Origin of the sequence: Bradyrhizobium sp. 139, assembly GCF_023074175.1 — a bacterium.
Taxonomy (GTDB): Bacteria; Pseudomonadota; Alphaproteobacteria; order Rhizobiales; family Xanthobacteraceae; genus Bradyrhizobium.
In genome coordinates, this window is the sequence record NZ_JADPKS010000109.1 from 1 (window position 1) to 17,189 (window position 17,189).

Annotated in this window: 13 protein-coding genes and 1 pseudogene; 5 read left to right on the plus strand and 9 right to left on the minus strand. The window is 57.7% G+C overall.

The features are described 5' to 3' along the window. Positions 1-131 precede the first annotated feature (131 nt). The 3 genes from IVA80_RS25985 to IVA80_RS25995 are packed head-to-tail and all read right to left on the minus strand — an operon-like array spanning position 132 to position 3,466. Positions 132-1,646 carry a tyrosinase family protein gene (locus IVA80_RS25985; protein WP_247437106.1) on the minus strand — a complete coding sequence of 505 codons (1,515 nt, stop codon included), beginning with the start codon at positions 1,644-1,646 and terminating at the stop codon, positions 132-134. 26 nt (positions 1,647-1,672) lie between these two features. After that, a complete protein-coding gene (locus IVA80_RS25990) occupies positions 1,673-1,996 on the minus strand; it encodes a hypothetical protein (protein ID WP_247437107.1) in 324 nt (107 codons plus the stop codon). 15 nt (positions 1,997-2,011) lie between these two features. Beyond that, positions 2,012-3,466 carry a hypothetical protein gene (locus IVA80_RS25995; protein WP_247437108.1) on the minus strand — a complete coding sequence of 485 codons (1,455 nt, stop codon included), beginning with the start codon at positions 3,464-3,466 and terminating at the stop codon, positions 2,012-2,014. 512 nt (positions 3,467-3,978) lie between these two features. Between IVA80_RS25995 and IVA80_RS26000 the strand changes: the two genes are divergently transcribed. Further along, positions 3,979-4,854, plus strand: a complete 876-nt coding sequence (locus tag IVA80_RS26000; protein WP_247437109.1) for a hypothetical protein — start codon at positions 3,979-3,981, stop codon at positions 4,852-4,854. 4 nt (positions 4,855-4,858) lie between these two features. Here IVA80_RS26000 and IVA80_RS26005 read toward each other — a convergent pair whose 3' ends face one another. Next, the gene (locus IVA80_RS26005; protein ID WP_247437112.1) at positions 4,859-5,290 is read right to left on the minus strand and encodes a hypothetical protein; all 432 of its coding nucleotides are present in this window, start codon (positions 5,288-5,290) and stop codon (positions 4,859-4,861) included. A gap of 98 nt (positions 5,291-5,388) precedes the next feature. Between IVA80_RS26005 and IVA80_RS26010 the strand changes: the two genes are divergently transcribed. Further along, complete coding sequence (locus IVA80_RS26010; RefSeq protein ID WP_247437114.1) at positions 5,389-6,915, plus strand: M6 family metalloprotease domain-containing protein; 1,527 nt, start codon at positions 5,389-5,391, stop codon at positions 6,913-6,915. Between the two features lie 52 nt (positions 6,916-6,967). Here the strand turns inward: IVA80_RS26010 and IVA80_RS26015 are convergent, their stop codons facing one another. After that, a complete protein-coding gene (locus IVA80_RS26015) occupies positions 6,968-8,983 on the minus strand; it encodes a S8 family serine peptidase (protein ID WP_247437116.1) in 2,016 nt (671 codons plus the stop codon). After that, positions 8,980-9,747 carry a S1 family peptidase gene (locus IVA80_RS26020; protein ID WP_247437151.1) on the minus strand — a complete coding sequence of 256 codons (768 nt, stop codon included), beginning with the start codon at positions 9,745-9,747 and terminating at the stop codon, positions 8,980-8,982. The genes IVA80_RS26015 and IVA80_RS26020 overlap by 4 nt, the downstream gene beginning before the upstream one ends. 1,655 nt (positions 9,748-11,402) lie before the next feature. On the opposite strand from IVA80_RS26020, the pseudogene IVA80_RS26025 reads away from it, so the two are divergent. Next, positions 11,403-13,142 (plus strand): annotated as a pseudogene (locus tag IVA80_RS26025) (PQQ-dependent dehydrogenase, methanol/ethanol family); the annotation flags it as partial. Positions 13,143-13,445: 303 nt separating this feature from the next. Continuing rightward, on the plus strand, positions 13,446-14,231 hold the full coding sequence (locus IVA80_RS26030) for an alpha/beta fold hydrolase (RefSeq protein WP_247437152.1): 786 nt from the start codon (positions 13,446-13,448) through the stop codon (positions 14,229-14,231). A gap of 290 nt (positions 14,232-14,521) precedes the next feature. Here IVA80_RS26030 and IVA80_RS26035 read toward each other — a convergent pair whose 3' ends face one another. The 3 genes from IVA80_RS26035 to IVA80_RS26040 form a co-directional block, all read right to left on the minus strand. Beyond that, the gene (locus tag IVA80_RS26035) at positions 14,522-15,112 is read right to left on the minus strand and encodes a DUF4238 domain-containing protein (protein ID WP_247437117.1); all 591 of its coding nucleotides are present in this window, start codon (positions 15,110-15,112) and stop codon (positions 14,522-14,524) included. Continuing rightward, positions 15,109-15,414 carry a DUF4238 domain-containing protein gene (locus IVA80_RS38690; RefSeq protein ID WP_346348019.1) on the minus strand — a complete coding sequence of 102 codons (306 nt, stop codon included), beginning with the start codon at positions 15,412-15,414 and terminating at the stop codon, positions 15,109-15,111. Before IVA80_RS38690 ends, IVA80_RS26035 begins: the two co-directional genes overlap by 4 nt. Positions 15,415-15,563: 149 nt before the next feature. Continuing rightward, entirely contained in the window at positions 15,564-16,295 is a 732-nt protein-coding gene (locus IVA80_RS26040; RefSeq protein WP_247437119.1) for a hypothetical protein, read from the minus strand. A gap of 244 nt (positions 16,296-16,539) precedes the next feature. Here IVA80_RS26040 and IVA80_RS26045 point away from each other — a divergent pair, with 244 nt between their 5' ends. After that, positions 16,540-16,959: a hypothetical protein gene (locus tag IVA80_RS26045; protein ID WP_247437121.1), complete on the plus strand. Its 420-nt coding sequence runs from the start codon at positions 16,540-16,542 to the stop codon at positions 16,957-16,959. The last annotated feature ends 230 nt before the right edge of the window (positions 16,960-17,189 follow it).

The following is a 17,189-nucleotide window of genomic DNA, read 5'->3' on the forward strand; positions in this document are numbered from 1 at the left end:
CTGCTGCCTTGGGACTGGAAGAAAACCCCTGTTCAGTCCGCGGCCTGATCGGGCCACCGCGCCAACGCGGTTATCCCGCGGCCCTCACCGGACGGTTACGGCCGAGCCGTCGGGGTCAGGCATGCATCCGATCACTGCAGAGGGGCGGTGGTGGTCTTGATCGAGATCGATCCTACCTTCACGAATTGTTTGGGCGGTTCGCCGGGCTTTTCTTTGTGCTGCGCTTGAAAGACGACCCGGAGACCGTTGGCGAGTTCTTCCGGGCTCGACAAACCGAGTTCCGAGAGCACATCCTTGAGGGGAATGGTGAGCGTTACGGGTGCCAGGTGCCCGGCGTGACCGCCGTGACTTCCGTCATCGGTCGGCCAGGTAAACGTGCCCAGCTGTCCTACTTTGACCTGCCGTGAGCCTTGCGGGCCGTCGGGTAGCGTCGCCAAGATGTTGAAGCTAAAGCCGCCGTTCTTGCCGTCTGCGCCGACTTCCACGTCCGCGATAACGAGCCATGCCGCGGTGATCGCACCAGGAGCCGCCGGTGCGCCGGCCGCCGTAAGACTATGGAGCTGCGACCGAGCCGATTGCGGAAGATTCAGATCGACGGCCACCGAGCTCGAACCGAGCGTCATCGGCCTCGCCGCGGCTACGGTAGCCATGGTCGAATTGGCTGCTCGGCCGGTAGGAGGCATTGGCGGTTCGCTCTGGATGGTGGCTGCTGCAACGATTGCTGGCTGAAAGGCGGGAAGCGGCGCCTCTTCCTCGTAACGATATCCTAGCGAGCCCTGGCTATCCACAACCGCACCGGCAGTCTTCCTCATGTCTCCGGCCTGATCGTACGTGAAGGTTTTTTGCTTCCAACCGGTATCATTCGGATTGGTGTGCCCCGCCATTTTTGTCCAGACCGTCCAGAGCCTGTCGATATTGGCATGATGCACCCAAAACACGGGATCCTTGGCCGACGCCCGGATATTGCCCATGTCTCCGCCGACCAGGTTGTGCACGGCTCCGTGCGGATCAAGTTCGAGCGGTATCGAGAAGCACTTCCGCCAATCCGCCGGCGAAACCGGCAACAGAGCTTTCTGTTCGAACGGAGACCGGGACAGTGCGCCGCTGTTGATGCTGTCATTCGCCCTGGGATGTCTAAGCGGATTCGATGCGTCCGTTCCTTCAGTGAAGATCTGCGGCACGTCTTCATCCTCGTACCAATTCCAGTAGGGCAGCTCGAACGCCGTCGTGGCGCCGGCCTCTTGAGCGGCGCGCTTGAGCGTCGCCTCGAAGAAAAAGAGAAACGGTCGATGCCAGGAGAAGAAATGCTCCGCCACGGTACTCGGACGCAGTGGATTGGTCTTGAAGCGAGTGTGTTCGCACTGGTTGTACAGATTTCCTAGATTCCCCGGGTCGTCCATCGTGCCGTGGACCGCCGACCAATAGTACCACCCGAGGGGATCGTCCCGATTTGCTTGTGAACGGGCCTTCATCTTGCCGACCCCGGCTCGTAAGGTGGCGACCTTCTGAGGATCCTGCGAGAACGACTTGATGTTTTGTCGCGTTCTCACGGCGCCGGTCTGCGCTCTAGCCGCGGTCCCGACGACGACTTGAGGAAGACCGATAAGCGCGGCGTAGGAGAGCAACGTCCTTCTGGTGAGAGTCATCTCGCCTCTCCTAAGGTTCGGGACGGTCAGTCCGGGCACCCTTGCGTGATCCAATCTTCGATAATCTTGATCTGATCATCCGGTATGAACGGCCCACCCTTGGGCATACGTAAAGCCGGGCCGGCAATACCTGTCCGCAGATCGATTATTAGATTCGTGGCTGCTCCGTTTTGCCCGATAAGTTCGGGTTGAATGAGGCGTTTTCCATGTCCTGACGCAGCGAGAAGGTTTTCTTTGGTGTCCCATTTGAAAGTCGCGCCGTGGTTTTCCACTTGCGCCGGCCTACCCTTGGCTTGCACCCACGCGGCCATGCCGGCTTCGAGAATTCCTTTCACTTGGTCAAAACCCATGTGCCCCTCCCGGCGTCACTTAGAGTCGACTACGAACTTAGAGAAGATGTGGCTGACGTTCAGCTTCTTAGCCTGCACGATCACGTTTCCGTCGTTGTCCGTCACCGCCTGAGTATCGTGACAGCTGAAGCAGTTGACGAAGCTGTTCTGCGTAAAAGACTCCATGGCCAGACTGGAGAGTCCGTCTTCGCCAGCGACGATCGCTGCCGGGTTGTCCGTGTCCATTCCCGCGGGGTTGGCGATCGGCATGTTTGTCTTGAATTGATCGGGCTTGTCCATCCAAATCGCACCGACGAGCCGATAATTGCGGCGTGCATCGTTGGGGGCGTTTTTCGCAAACAGCGCGGTCATGGATTTGTTGAGGTCTACGATATCGCCGTCCTCGTCCGTCCCCGTCCCGACAGATTTCGAACCCGGAAACATACGGTAGATAGAAGTTTGAATTGGCTTCCCGCCCGTCGTAAACGTCTGGGATTTTTCATCGAATGCGGCTGCCATCGCAGCTTCGGTGAGAAATTGATTGGCCGCAGATGCAATAGTCCCGCTTTTGTACAAGACAAAGTCCCGCGTGCTGATCGGACCATCGAGCCCGCCAGGTAAACCGTTGTCAACCGATGGCTGAGCGGCCGCCGCCGGAGCGAGGTCGCGAATGCCGTTACCATCGACGTGCTCGAATGTGGCCCAGACGAATTCAGGGTGCCCCTCGGGAATGAATACGACGTGGAGTGCGAGCAGAGCGACAGTCTCGGTTCGAGGTGGTGCGGTCTCATCGACAACCAATTTCGAGCCGTCGCGTTTCAACGTAGGCACGCTTGCCTCGGCGACTGTTATGTAATCAGCAGGCGGGTTGTTTTTCGGAACGACTCGCCAAGCCGATTTGAGCTCCACAGCTCCTTTCGGCAGCTCGAGTTCAGGGTCAGCACTCTGGACCGCAGCCTTCGTCGTCAGCTTCTTTGCCGACACGAAATCGGCGAACGTCTGATTGATGTGAATGGCGTAGAAGATCGGTTGGCCATCTTGATCAATCAGAAGGCCGGCGAAACCGGCTTGGCGCACGCCTGCATTTATCGAGCCCGGATCGTTCGGACCTGGAATTCGCACCGTCGCGACGTTGAAATTGTTGGAGCCTTTCAGGCCACGAGGCGCCACCGCCAGCAAATTCAGCCTCTTCGCCGCGAACTGAGGGGCGATCTGTGGCCCGAATACATCGCCGATCGTCGGATACGATAAGAACGCTGGATTTCCGTTCACGGGGCGAGCGGCAAAAAGGAAATTGTGCCAAGCCGGTTTGTAGAAGACGCAATCCGGCTCCGGATGTGGCGGCGGGCGATCAAAGGCGGGAGCCGGCGTATTTGGTAACCATTGCGACTCCGCAGGGCAGTCCGCGCAGCCGAGTGTGGGAAAGAGAAGGGCGAAGGCGATCGTCGCGGCCGCTCTCAAATTGACGAAACGAAATACGATAGGGTCCACGGAAAACCTCCGCGATGATTGCGTTGAATGATCTGTCCGAACCTCGAAGGCGTCTGAAAGTGGCGCGCGTCAGAAAATAATTGTCGATCCCGGCCAAACGTTAATGTGGCTCTTGGGCCGGCAAACGAAATTCAAAACCTGGCAGTAAACCGAGTGTGTCGACTGGCTGATTGTTAGATCTTTTTGCGGCAATTTGCAATTGTATTTTAAGGGGACTCATATGTTGGCCAAGCGGAACGCTTTAGCCATAGTTAGATATCGATGATGTCGCCGGCCAAACGTATCTCTCTTCAATCGCTGGAAGAGATTGGCGCATGAGTTGTGACCGAGGAGTTTCCCTGACCTCAACGTCGAGGGGTGGAGCCCGTCGAGACAGCTCGTCGCCGTTCGTCTCGCATATCTTTCATGTCTTTCAAGCCTCAACAAGACGGCTATCTCCAAACAGCGCGCTTGTCGGGGCCTTTACATTTATAAGTTGTTGCGACATCCTTGCTCTAAGCAAGGGGGGCAGGATGAAGAGTGTTCTGGCGTTGTGCGCCGCACTGGGTTTATGCGGTTGCGCGTTGTTGCCAATGGACGAACGGCACGGCGCCGCGACGATCGAGACATTCAAGCAGAGCATCCAATGCGAGATCGCGGCCGTCGCCACTGACCCACGATTTGCACACTTTCAACTCTCGAAATGGCTGGTGAAGACGTCGTTGGATATGACGTTGATAGACACGTTGTCTGGAGATGCGAAGGCTACCGTTCCCATTCCGAATCCCACGCTGCCCAACATCTTTCCGGGTGGGTCGCTCAGCGGAAAGTTCACCCACACCGGCCACGTCGATTTCGCCGTCTCGATTCCGGAAGCCATCGCCATCTATGGCGACAAATGCCAAGGACCCGATCCCTCCCAGACCCATCTCGGTCTTGCAGACTGGATAGCCGCTACACTTGACCAAATCCGGCCCGAGAACCACGGTGGGCTGAGCTACACCGTCGACGTGGACGTAATCGCCAGCGTAGGGTCCCGTTTTGGATTCGTCTTCAGCATCGTCAATACAGTCGATTCCAGCGCCGGTTATCAGCGGGAAGGTGTGCATCATCTCGTCGTAACGATGTCGGAGCCGACACCGCCGTCAGGCCCGTTGGCCGTGCGGGTCGTTGGACCGGTACGCGTCGTCGACAGCAGGCCGGTTAGACAGCCCCAGCTACAGCCCGACGCATCATCAGGTCAGCAAGGCGAGGTAACGCCGGAGCCGCCCCATGTCGCGAGCAAACCACGGGTGCGACGCGCGCCACAACTGCCCTATCGCAATCCCGCTCTCGAAGATCCAAACTTGAACAGGATGCTCCAGCAACAGGCTCCGGTCAGGCTTGCCCCGGGGACCGTCTTACGATGAAGGTTTAATCGATCGATGGAGGCTGGGCGCTCTCCAGCACTATCGCTCGGCCCAGCCCTCTCACGAACTGTTCCCTCAAGACGCCCTGGATTTTTACCTTCTTGCCTAGATAGTCGGCTTGGGTAGGCGGGGTGCTCTGTTGGCCGCTCAGTGGCCGTTGTATTTCAAGCGGCGCCCTCAAACGCACGACGACCGATTTGTCCGAGCCGGGTTGCTTGATGACCATCCGCGAATTAGTGAAGTAGTTCGTGCCTTCGTTCTCGAGGACGCCCTCGACCACCACATTATTGTTCAAGAGTTTGTCTTTGTTCTGGATTACTTGCGACGGGGTGAGCACCTGGGCCGGGCCGGTAGGGCCTGATGTCTGACCGTGCGCCGGAATTGAGGCTGCAAGCAGCAAAACCATGGCTGCGAAGCTTGGAATGCGATCGGGCAAGCCAAATCTCCTCGATGAATCGATTGACAGCGCCATCGTTTTAAGGTTGCATTAAAACCATATTGCAACATTTTTCCTGGTGCGTGGATCGGCTTTTCATGCGCAAATTTCTCCTCGCCAGCTTTACGCTTTCTGTTATGGTCGTTTCGGTCCCGACCGCATTCGCTACAGAGCCTCCGGCAGGTGGAGGCGAGTATCCCAACACGGAATTCGCTGATCGCTTCCGTCGGTTTACCACCAAACGCGGCTTTCTAAACCTCACAAAATCGATCGTTGCTAATCGTGTCGCCGTTGAGACAGGCATATTGACCGTCGACGCGGCGGATGAACGCGGAGGAACCCTGATCAAGGGCCGCAGGTCGATCCCCGTGATCGCGCTCAAATATAAGGATACGGCACAAGACCCCTATGCAGTCTCCAATCTCGAGCAAGAGCTTTTCAAAGGACCTTGGCCCACCGGCACTATGTCGGATTTCTATACGCAGATCTCCTATGGGCAGTTTTCGGTGGAAGGGCAGGTGCTTCCTTGGTGGAAAGCCAGCAAGTCGGGCTCCTATTACGAGGGCGTCGTGCAGGAGGAGCAGCAGAGTGGTATCGTGAAGAAGATCCCCTGCAATGGCATGTGCTCGACCGCAAAGCTAGGCGAACTGCTCGTCGCGGGACTTACCGCAGCCGGAAAGAAACTCGATTTCTCGAAGTTCGACAACGATGGACCCGATGGCGTGCCGAACTCCGACGACGACGACGGTTACGTCGACTTCGTCGCCTTCGTCCATCCAGGGCGGGGAGGCGAGTGCGGTGCCCCGGATGGCCAGATCAACAACAACATCTGGTCGCACCGTTTCAGGCTTACGGATCTGAACGGCAGGGACTACGAGACGAAAGCGAAGGGGAAAGATGGTCGCCGTATCAGGATCGACGATTATGTCATCATGCCCGCGCTGGATTGCGACGGAAAACGCATGATTGAGATTGGCGTGTTCGCTCACGAATTCGGGCATGCATTCGGTCTCCCCGACCTCTACAACACCGGCAGGTCGGCCAAATCGCAAGGCGTGGGCACTTGGGACCTCATGGGAGCGGGCTCCTGGGGAGGGGACAACAAGACGCCGGAGCGGCCGTCGCATATGTCGGTGTGGTCGAAGGCGTTTCTCGGGTGGGTATCGCCGCTCGTGGTGACTGAGGATATGACGCACGCGACGCTTCGGCCGGTCGAGGACTTCCCAGACGCGCTGCGGATCAACGTTTCCAACGACGTCTACTATCTCCTAGAGTATCGGACAAAGAAGGGCTTCGATGAGTCCTTGACGGGCCCCGGCGTCGTCATATGGCGGATCAACAACGCGGTGACCCAAATTGGCTTGCTCAACAACTCCGTCAACAACGATCTCAACAACGAAGGCGTCGCGGTCATCCAGGCTGATGGATTGCTCCAGCTCGAAGACATAAAACAGTTCAACCGAGGTGATGCCGGCGACCCGTATCCGGGTACTTCGAACAACACCGCCTTTGACAATGGAAGCAAGCCCGCGAGCACCGGCAAGATCGCCATCTGCAACATCAGCTTGACTGCAGCGGCCGCATCATTCGACGTTCACGTCGGGTCCGGCTCCTGTCAGAAGTAACGACCGGCGGGCACCCTTAGCGGTGGTGGAGGCTTTCCATTCAGCAAGGAGCCTACGTCAATCTCATGCCCGGAACGAAATCGAACAACTCACTCCACGGAACGGTCGCAGTGCCGCCGGTCGCTTGGTCTATCACTATCCCGGTTCCCGCGGGCGAACAGAAGAACGGTCTCACCCGGTGATCGTCGTTCTCGTAGAGCACCCGAAGGCGAGACGGATCCTGTGGCAAGACCGTGATCTTGCGAATTCGATTCGCTTCGAGCTCGTCTCTGTCGGAGCAGAGGTTGACGAAATTCGGCCTCTTCCACCGTCCAATCAGCCACGCCGCCCCCTTCTCGGACTTTTCTACGACGTCTTCGTAGACACTGACTGCCTTCGCAGGGTCGAGAATGCCGGCCGCGGCGACGAGACCGTCTAGTTTCGGTACATACCTTGACGATGCGATGAGTCGATTCTTTATCGCGTTCGGGTTTTCTACCCCGAGCGACCGTATCAAGGCCGCCGTGAATGACACAAAAGGGGCCGCTATCGAGGTGCCGAAGTTCCTGACGGTTGCGCCTTGTCGGGAAGTCTGATCGATGGCACAGCCAGGCGCGGCGATGTCGACGTACTCCGGAGAGAAGTTCGAGAAATTCGCCCGGCGCCCGTCCGGTCCGTGCGCGGCGACCGTAATGGCCTGGTCCTGTAGGCGGCCGAGCTGCCCGCCAAAGAAAGCGGGATACAGCGGCTTGATGTTCAGATCCTTCCCTCTATTCCCCGCGGCTATGACGAGAAGAAGTTTTGGGTAACCTCTCGCGGCAGTGACGACGTTGTCCATGCTGTTGGGTGAACCGACACTCAGGTTGACAATGTCCGCATAGCTCGAAGCATACTGAAGGCCGCGAAGAATTGCGCCCTCGCGGATTTCAAATTTGTTCTGGTCGGCGAGGACTAGATTGACGACCTTCAGCCGGAGATGCTGCGCGAGGCCCGTGAGCTGCCGGGTCTTCGCTCCGCCCGTCGCGAGATCGGCGACGTACCACCCGTGTTCGGCGGCCTCGTAGCTGGCGGCGGGCGCGATCTTTCCCAAGCCGCGCGCATCTATTCCGTACACGTCATCGATGAAGCCGTTTCGGTCGTCATCAACGTTGTTGTTCGGAACTTCGAGCAAGTTACGTTCAAGCAACTGAACGGGAATTTCTGCCGAAGGCAAGTCGACACCAGTGTCGAGAACCGCTATGCGGGCCGGCTTTACAGTTGCGCCGGCCGTCTCGAGGGCGAGTCTATTTCTCGCCAAGGCCGCCGAAATAGCCCCATCGTTGATCGGCCATGCCGCATTGGGGTCGGCTGCGCTGCAATCGGACTTGTCGACGAATCCCGTCTCGAAGTTCAGCGGTTTGATGAGCTCAATGTCCTCTACTCCGGGAGCCGCGGACTGCGCTTGCACGTTTGGCTGGGCGGCAGCGGTCGTGGCGGTAAGTCTTTCGAGCTCATTGACAACGGTTTCGGGCGAGGGAGCGGCTTCGTTAAGCTGGATCGTCGTGAACTTGCTGACGACGGGCAGCACGACCTGCTTCGCGTCCTTCGGGTCATCCAAGTTGAGGTCTGGATTGAGAATGCGGACGAGTTGTCGAATGGTCTTGTTGCACCGGAGGTCCTTGTCGTTGGGCCCGCAAGGCTTCAGAACGGCCTCGGAGTCCGTGCCTATTTCTCGCTGAATGACTGTGTCGATCGTGTCGTTTGGTCTCAATGGTACCTTGGCATCGCGAGCCCATTGCACGCATCCAGGCACAATGACGTTTCGTGGCCTGTTTACCGGCGCTCTCTCGAAACTCGCTCCGTTGAGCTTGTAGAACTCTTCTTGGTAAGTGTTGGACAGACCCCCGCCGCAAAACGCCCGCATGAACGTTTCCGGTTTGACGCCTGCAGGTATCGTCAACTCCTTAGGTTTCGAAACGCCTGCCAAGTATTGGACCGCCTGATCTGACAGCGCTGAGGTGGCACGTACGGTCACCGTTTGGGCACGGCCGGTCGACGTCGCTGAGAAGAATACCGTAATCAAGGCTGCGGACGCGAGAAGCTTCCTCATCTGCATCCATCCGGTGCGTTTGGGAGACCACAAATGCGCTGGTCGACTGCGGCATCCGACCATTGTTTGATCCACGCCATCGCCTTTTCCGACGTCAGACTGGACATGTACGAGCGGCGCTGTACCGGCGAGACCCGAGAGTTGACGGAAGCCACCACCCTAGCGGAGGACATATCGCTTTCGATGAATGCTGGGCCTCCACTGTCACCGCGGCATAGGATTGCATCTTCGACGACCGTCGCGGTCGTGATGATACTATTCGGCTCGTGGGGCAGTTCACCCGGCAATGCCGTGATCGGGGAGTTGCCGACCCGGTAAACGTTGTCGATAGGCCCGGTGCCACTTATGCTGACACACCCAAAACCGGTCAGGCGAAGATACATGCCAACCTTGAGCGCCTTGGGATTCGTGTTCACCCTTTCGTACGGAACACCCGATACTGGCTTCGTCATCTTGCATAACGCATAGTCGGCACTCGGATCTGCCGGATAGTCAGGGTGGTGGACACAGGTTCCAGAGTAGGGCACGTCCTCGATCTTGATGGAAGCCTCCTGACCCGCCCCGACACAGTGAGCGGCGGTCAGCAGGGTCTGGGGGCCGATCAGGGTGCTCGTGCAGCCATGTCCCGCAGATCTTGAATAGAACGATGCGCGCCATTCCGTCGGTTCCGCGACTTCGGCGTTTCCAAGCCGGGGGCCAGCGGAATCCTGTGCCAATTCGCCAACCGATTCAAACGAGATACCGCCCGAATTTGGAGGCGTCATTGTCACGGGTCTATCGGTGGCGCAGGCTTGGATCGAAGGGGTTGCAACGGACATCATTGCCAGTGACACCGCAATAACGTGCGGGGCCACGCGAAGCATTAGACATGAGACGGAACAATTCATGTGCAATGACGTCGAAATGAAAATTGACTGATAGATTGTAGCACACCCGGATGCAATATCTAGTTGCGTTTTGGCGAAGGATGAAGCTCGCCTGACGCACCATTGCACTGGCATTCGTTCAAAGTCGCCATACTCTCCTGAGCGCCGTCGCCCAAAGTCACGATGAGATACTGATCGACGGCGGAAACGGCGACAGCCCTTTCACCGACGCTCAAGGCGCCTCACTACCGATCTGGGCCCCTTGCCGCCGACCGAGGATACGCCAGCTTTCGTGGCAGGGCCGAAGACAACACTTCCCTTGAGGGTCGGCCGCACGAACCCGTTGGGATCGAGATCGAGATACCTTAAAGAATTCGGTGTTCGGTACCGTACCGATCATGACGAAAATGCTTCTGATCTGTTCGCTCTTGCTTTCGGGTTTTTCGGTCGACCCGACCGACTTCTTCGACGTTTCTTGCCGCTGAAGAACAAGGGGAATTCGTGAGGTCGATCATCGCTTCTCGTGATCAACCCTCACCTCGATCAGCGCCCCTCACAAACGTCAAGGATCGCTTGAGCAAAAGCCTCCGGCTCTTCCTGAGGAAGATTGTGGCCGGCATTCTTCACAATCCGATGTGCCAGACGATTCGAGGGACGTCCCGCATGGCACTTCCGTCAGTAACGGGGATGACGCCGTCTGCATCACCATCTAGAGCTATAGCAGGCACGGTGATGACGGGCCGACCGGCCAGCCGCTCTTGAATGGCCCGGTATTGCGGGTCCCTGTCGACGAGCCCGTAAGCAAGAGCAGGAGACGGCTTACGGCGTACATCCTGAAGACGACGAAGTTGGCCTTGCCCGACCGTTCTCGGCCCAATCCCAGGCCGCCGTCGACACCGAGCCGTCCTCGTGCACAATGTGATTCCGATAGATGCGCGCGAGATCGGCTGCAGCGGCGAGCCCCGCAAGTTTGTACTCCTTCGTGATACGATCGATCTCGGAATCGAGGTCGCCGCAGCGATGCATTCCGATCGGATGCAGAGCGATAACAGGTTGTGCGGCTGGAAACAGCTGTAGATCGCGGCTATGCGCGCAGCTGCATCTCGACTGAAGAGGGAAACTCCGCAAGCGTTCCCTCCCATGTATTGCGGCTCCGAATATATAACCCCCATCGGCTATCAACGTTGACCCCAGCTCACTGCTCCAAGCCGAAATGGATCCACGCGCTTACAGCACATCAGGCGGGTCCCGGTTGGGGGTCAAAAGCCGCGCCGATCCACACGCATTGCCTGTCGAAGACCTCGGGCCATAGCAGGGCCGGGGCGCGCCGCCCGTTGGCCGGCATTGGCCGAGCTGCAATAGCGCGCGCCCGGGTCACACACGCATTGCGGGATGCATTGGGTGTTGCTCAATTCGAGTTGAATGATTGGGCGATCTCATCATAATGCGCAGTCTTGGGTTTTTGGCGTGGGGTGACGTCCTCGGTTTGGGAGGTGTTCATGTACAAATTCATTCTGACGATTTGGGTCGCCATCGCTCTGTGTGCTCCGTCGATGGTCGAAGCGAGTGATGATCTGTCGCTGATTTCGCAGTCCCCCAAAAATTGGGCGATGCCGAGCGGGGATTACGCCAATACGCGTTATTCGAAGCTTGATCAGATCAATGCGTCCAACGTGGATCAATTGCAAGTCGCGTGGACGTTCTCGACCGGCGTACTGCGTGGCCATTTGGGCGGGCCTCTCGTCGTTGATCACATCATGTATGTCCACACGCCATATCCCAATTTCGTCTATGCGCTCGACCTGACCGACGACAACAGGGTGCTCTGGAAGTATGAGCCGAGGCAGCAGGGCGTAATTCCGGTGACTTGTTGCGACAATGCGAGCCAAGGCATCGCTTATGGCGACGGCAAGATCTTTCTCTATCAGGCTGATACGACCTTGGTCGCACTCGATGCCAAAACCGGCAAAGTCGTGTGGTCGGCCGTCAACGGCGATCCCTCGCAAGGTCAAGCGGCAAATTCGGCGCCGTTTGTTGTCAAGGATAAGGTGCTTGTCGGTCTGTCTGGCGGTGACTTCGGCGTGCGGTGTCACGTCACGGCCTATGACTTGAAGTCTGGCAAACAAATCTGGCGGGCGTTTTCGACCGGACCGGATACCGACATCCTGTTCGACCCCGAAAAAACCACTGAGCTGGAAAAGCCGGTCGGTCTGAACTCCAGTCTGAAGACCTGGCCAGGGGATCAGTGGCGCACCGGCGGCGCCTGCGCATCGGGATGGATGTCATTCGATCCCGCTCTCGATCTTGTCTATTACGGGACGGGGAAGCCCTCGAACGGAAAAGCCAGGCAGCGTCCAGGGGATAACAAATGGTCAACGGCGATCTTCGCGCGAAATCCCGACACCGGTCTCGCCAAATGGGTGTATCAACTGACGCCACATAACGAATGGGCGTATGATGGCACGAGCGAGATGATCCTCAGCGACCGAACGGTTGGAGGCACTCAGCGTCGCCTTATTAATCATTTCGACAGCAATGGCCTGGCCTACGCGTTCGATCGCGCGACCGGAGAGCTGCTCAGCGCAGAAAAGTATGACGCGTCGGTCAACTGGACAGTCGGCGTCGATATGAACAAAAGCTCACCCACCTATGGGCGTCCCAGCATTGTCGATCAATATTCGACAGATCAGGCAGGCGCAGACCACAATAGCAAGGGCATCTGCCCTTCGACCTTTGGAGCCAAGGGCGAGCAGCCGGCGGCGTATTCACCCGATACGCATTTGTTCTACGTGCCGTCTTCGCACATTTGCATGGACTATGAGCCATTCAATGTCAGCTACACGTCCGGACAGCCTTACACTGGAGCCACGATCTCGACCTATCCGCCGTCTGGTCAGACGAATATGGGAAGCCTCGTCGCCTGGGACGGTACCTCGAGCAAGATCGTTTGGTCGAACAAGGAGCAGTTCTCCGTCGAGTCAGGCGTGCTCGCGACTGCAGGCGGCGTGGTGTTCTACGGGACGCTCGAGGGCTACTTCAAGGCGGTCGACGCCAAGTCCGGGAAGGAGCTGTACCGGTTCAAATCGCCCTCCGGAATCGTTGGCAATGTCACGACCTACGAGCAGAACGGAAGGCAATATCTGGCCGTTCTGTCCGGCGTAGGTGGGCGTGCTGCAGCCGCTCAGTCGATCGGGACGGCCGATCCGAGCGGAGGTCTCGGAGCGGTCGGTGGTGGGCAATTGGCAAAATACACGGCGCAGGGCGGCACCATGACTGTCTTCACGCTGCCGCAAGGTGCGCTCGCAGGCGCGGGGCAAGCCTCGCTTCCCGATGGCGTCAAGTCTCTCCAGCCGGTGTACTATGCGACTGACCGCGTTGTGACCGACGGCGCGCTGACAGCGACTTCGTTCACCTCGGAACGATACGAAAATTCGGACCCGTCCAACCTGAAATATGGTTTGGCGATCGTCAGCATCCCGGAAAAGCATGTTTTCGGCCGCGTGGATCGGCCGTTTGATATCTCGCAGGCGCTCTATCAGCCCTGGAACATCTGGAAGCTGCTCGTCGACAAGGAGAGTGATCGCGAGCATTTCCGTATGCGAGGCATCGCGCCTCTGGGTGAGCGGCAATTCGTTGAGGCGCTGCGCACGCGCACCGAGACGGGCGGGATCCTGCTGTTCGTTCATGGTTTCGGGACAACATTCGAATACGCGGTGTTCAAGGCCGCGCAGATGGCCTTTGACGCCAATTTCAAGGGGCAAGTTGTCGTTTTCTCATGGCCGTCACTCGGGGACCTCAACCCAGTCGCTTACATTCACGACCAGGTCGCGGCAGATACATCCAGCACGGATCTGGAGCGGCTTTTCCAGCTTCTGAAGGAAGTCTCCGGAAAGCACCTGTATATCGTGGCCCATAGTCTTGGTAACAAGCTCGTCCTTGAAACGCTTGGAATGGCCAAGACGAAGAACATCAACCTGAACATATCGGAACTGGTGATGGCAGCTCCGGACGTCGACCACATCAAATATAATCAGTTGGCCAAATCCATCAAATCCGTTGCAGGCAACATGACGATGTATGCCTCGTCTGCAGATAAGGCTCTGCTCGCATCCGGCAAATTGTCGCTCACTACCCGAGCCGGATATATTGGGGCCGACGGCCAGCCCAATCTTTGCGTGGGGGTTGAGGCCATCGACGTCACCGCGGTTGGTGACGACATGCTTCAGATCAACCATGACACCTCGACTGCAAGCCGGATGGTGCTCGAGGATATCAGCGAGCTACTCAGCTCCGATGTTCATCGATTGCCCGATGAACGGATCAGGATCCTGAAGTCAAACCTCGGCAAGGAGTCGATCAAATATTGGTACTACCCGCACTGAGGGAATTGCCGTTCTGAACGCTGGCCGGCAGCCGTCTTCCTTCTGGCGTCTGGGGCGCTGCGAACAAGAGGTATCAACGGCCGGTGGCCGATCCCCTTCCAGATCACCTTCGAGCAAAGCTGGCAGCATCGACCTTTGAAGCTCGACCGTTCTGACTTCATGCGCGAAAAGCCCGAAAAACAAGGATTCCTGAATGGGCCGGCTCGAATTTGTGACCACCGCTGTGTACCACCGGTTCGGCGATTCTCACCGTCAATCTCGGCCGATTTCGAGGGATCCTGAAACCGCTCTCAAGCCTGGGCGTACTCCTGCCTTCGCCTATCCCGCAATCTCTCCAAAAGCGATGGCGGGCGATCGCTGGATATCAGCTTGTCGACGAATTCCCGCTCCGAATCGTCGACCCCATAGACGTACTTGACGGCCTGCTTGACGACCTGGGCATTGACCTCCTGGACCAAGTCTTTGGCCGGCTTGGTCTTGAAACTCCGCTCCAATTCTTCGGTATTGGTGGCCAGGAACAGGCGATGAGGGCCGATGGGCAAGGTCAGATAGCAGTTGGCATCGCTGAACGTCTTGGACATGTTCAGAGGTCTGTCAGACGAAAGGAACGAGGGTTCGTCATCCGGCGTGGTCACGACCGACCAGCGCATTCCGTTTAGTGCCTGGCCGATTCCTTCATGATGCATCAGTTCGGGCGCGACATTCATGACCCACCGGCCCATGTGCTCGGGATCCTGCTTCTCGATCAACTCTTCGATCGTCTCGGGATCGTCCGGCTCGCGGTTGGCAGTATATTTCTGCTTCAGCAGCGGAAGGTCTCGCTTCCAGTCGTCTTCAAGCATCTCGGTGAGAACGACCAAACCCTCGGGCATCCGGGTCATGAGCGTGTCAGGAAGATCGACCAAACCGAAGTCTGCTCGGCATCTTTCTTCACCTGGTCGACGTCGGCCTCGATCATATCCAGCGCTTTCGCCGCGAAGTTGTCGACGGGGCTCATGAACTTGTCCTCGACCTGTTGCGCGATCGATTTTGTAACGCCTTTCTTTTCGTACAGCCCGTCCTGAAAACCCGTCTGCTTCGGGTAGACGCGCTGGTGATGGATCTTCTTGTGGGGGCGACTGACTCGCAGATCCTGCCGTCGTTCCGGCCCAGCGTCTTGAGTAGAACTGCGGAACGTAATGATGCCGCATCGATTGTTGGGCTGCTCCGCGCAGCCAGATCATATTGGGGCAGACCGCCTCCGTTTCCGAGGTGCAAGGCTGGATGTACGGATGGTCGCAGTAGCCACACACCACGGCCCGCGTCCGCGGCGACAAGGCCGGCGGCATGACATCATCGTCGCTCATTTGCGTAGGCAATCGTTTGCAATGCCTTGTTCGCGTCGCCTCGCCCCTGATAGACGCCCAGCAAGTCGCCTTCTTCCTCGATCGTTTCGATGCGAAAAAGCGTCCAGCGTTTGTCCTTGCCCTGCACGATACGGAAGGCGCGCCCGTTGCGACGGCAATAGAATGCGGCGGAGCGATCGATCGGGGTCCAACCACAATCGGCTCCGGAGAGGAAGCGCTGTTCGAGCTTTGCCCGCTCCTCTTCTTTCAGCTTGCGATATCGCTCCTCCTGCTCTCGCCGGAGCCTCTCGTCCTCCCGCTCCAAATGCTCCTGAAGCATTCCTATGATAGCACGCATCTCCGTACCCTGCGCTTTTTCAGCGAGATACAGCGCCAGGCAACTACCTTTGAGGTCTTCGCCGGGATAGCTCGTGTAGGGCTCCTCCCACATCGCGCGTAGACGCTGCTCCACGTCTGTCTTGGTCAGCGGCGGACCTGGCAAATTATTAAGAGAGGCGAGTAGGTCTTCAATCGGGATCCAGCACGGAGCAGCAGCCTTTGCCACCTCCTCACGTTCAGCTTCCCACTTGCTCCAGATCGAGCCCGCCCGATCAATCGCATTCACGATGTCCCGGGCAAGTTTGTGCACGCTGTGGGGATCTCGCAGATGCCGCAGCGATGGACTTTTCACGTAATCGAAGAGCAGCGACGCCACGGCATAATGGCGGTCGGAGTTCATGCGGGCCTCCCCCGGTTGGTAGGCTCGCCATGCTATCAACTAGAACGCAATTGGGCGAATCAGAGGCTGCAGTGGGACTAAGGATTCGGCCGAACCTCCTGGGATAGATCCATTTGCAGGTCCTCACGCAGCCCCTTCATGTTGCGGTTGTTGGTAGTGCCGCTATCGGGCTCTACCCGGAGCAGCTCCTGGAAGTCGATCGCTTTGAGGGTGTCCTGAGCAAGCCCTTGGCCGCAGCCATAAATTGCGCCCGCCGGCGAAAAAGGGCTTCCCGGTGGGGACTGTCCAAGTAAGACACAACATCATAGAAATCGATATCCACTACAAAGAGCCGGATTATCCGGTTGCGAAGTATCTTGCGCCTTTGCCCTCGCATCGAGAGATCGAGTGCCTGCGGCTCACAGCTCTCGATATAAAGGGGCGTGATGGAGCAATAGTCGCGCGACCAATTTTGATGGTCAAAGTTGGAGCAGACGCAGATCATCCGATGCAAATTGATCAATCGATAGAAATTTACAAAACCATTTCGGATTTTCTTGCGCGGTTAGAAGAATACGATTCTGCATTCATGGAACTGGCCTTCAAGGAAGAGCCTCAACTCCATGAGTATGACGAAATGAGAGCGATCGTCCTGAAGCATTGGCAAGGGTACGCTCCTCGATAAAGCTAAGAAGCCCATCGGCGTGCCATTGCGCGATCAAGCTTCGTGCCACATCATCTTGAGGCCAGCCGCAGCAGTGCTCCGGCAGTCGGGCCGGATCTCTGTATGGTGGTCGTTCAAGAGGGCCTCGCAGTACTCCTGCGGAAGATCCGCGTCTGGGGCCAATCCGGGCACTGGCGGCACGTTCCTGCCGACGAGAGCGGCCATCTTCCATCTGCTTGGGAGTGGGCGTT

Excerpts from the sequence above, each read along its gene's own strand:
- IVA80_RS26035 (WP_247437117.1), bottom strand. The coding sequence starts at position 15,112 with ATGACCCGGATGCCCGAGGGTTTGGTCGTTCTCACCGAGATGCTTGAA.
- IVA80_RS25990 (WP_247437107.1), bottom strand. The coding sequence starts at position 1,996 with ATGGGTTTTGACCAAGTGAAAGGAATTCTCGAAGCCGGCATGGCCGCG.
- IVA80_RS26020 (WP_247437151.1), bottom strand. The coding sequence starts at position 9,747 with ATGACGCCTCCAAATTCGGGCGGTATCTCGTTTGAATCGGTTGGCGAA.
- IVA80_RS26040 (WP_247437119.1), bottom strand. The coding sequence starts at position 16,295 with ATGAACTCCGACCGCCATTATGCCGTGGCGTCGCTGCTCTTCGATTAC.
- IVA80_RS26015 (WP_247437116.1), bottom strand. The coding sequence starts at position 8,983 with ATGAGGAAGCTTCTCGCGTCCGCAGCCTTGATTACGGTATTCTTCTCA.
- IVA80_RS26010 (WP_247437114.1), top strand. The coding sequence starts at position 5,389 with ATGCGCAAATTTCTCCTCGCCAGCTTTACGCTTTCTGTTATGGTCGTT.
- IVA80_RS26030 (WP_247437152.1), top strand. The coding sequence starts at position 13,446 with ATGCGAGGCATCGCGCCTCTGGGTGAGCGGCAATTCGTTGAGGCGCTG.
- IVA80_RS25985 (WP_247437106.1), bottom strand. The coding sequence starts at position 1,646 with ATGACTCTCACCAGAAGGACGTTGCTCTCCTACGCCGCGCTTATCGGT.
- IVA80_RS26000 (WP_247437109.1), top strand. The coding sequence starts at position 3,979 with ATGAAGAGTGTTCTGGCGTTGTGCGCCGCACTGGGTTTATGCGGTTGC.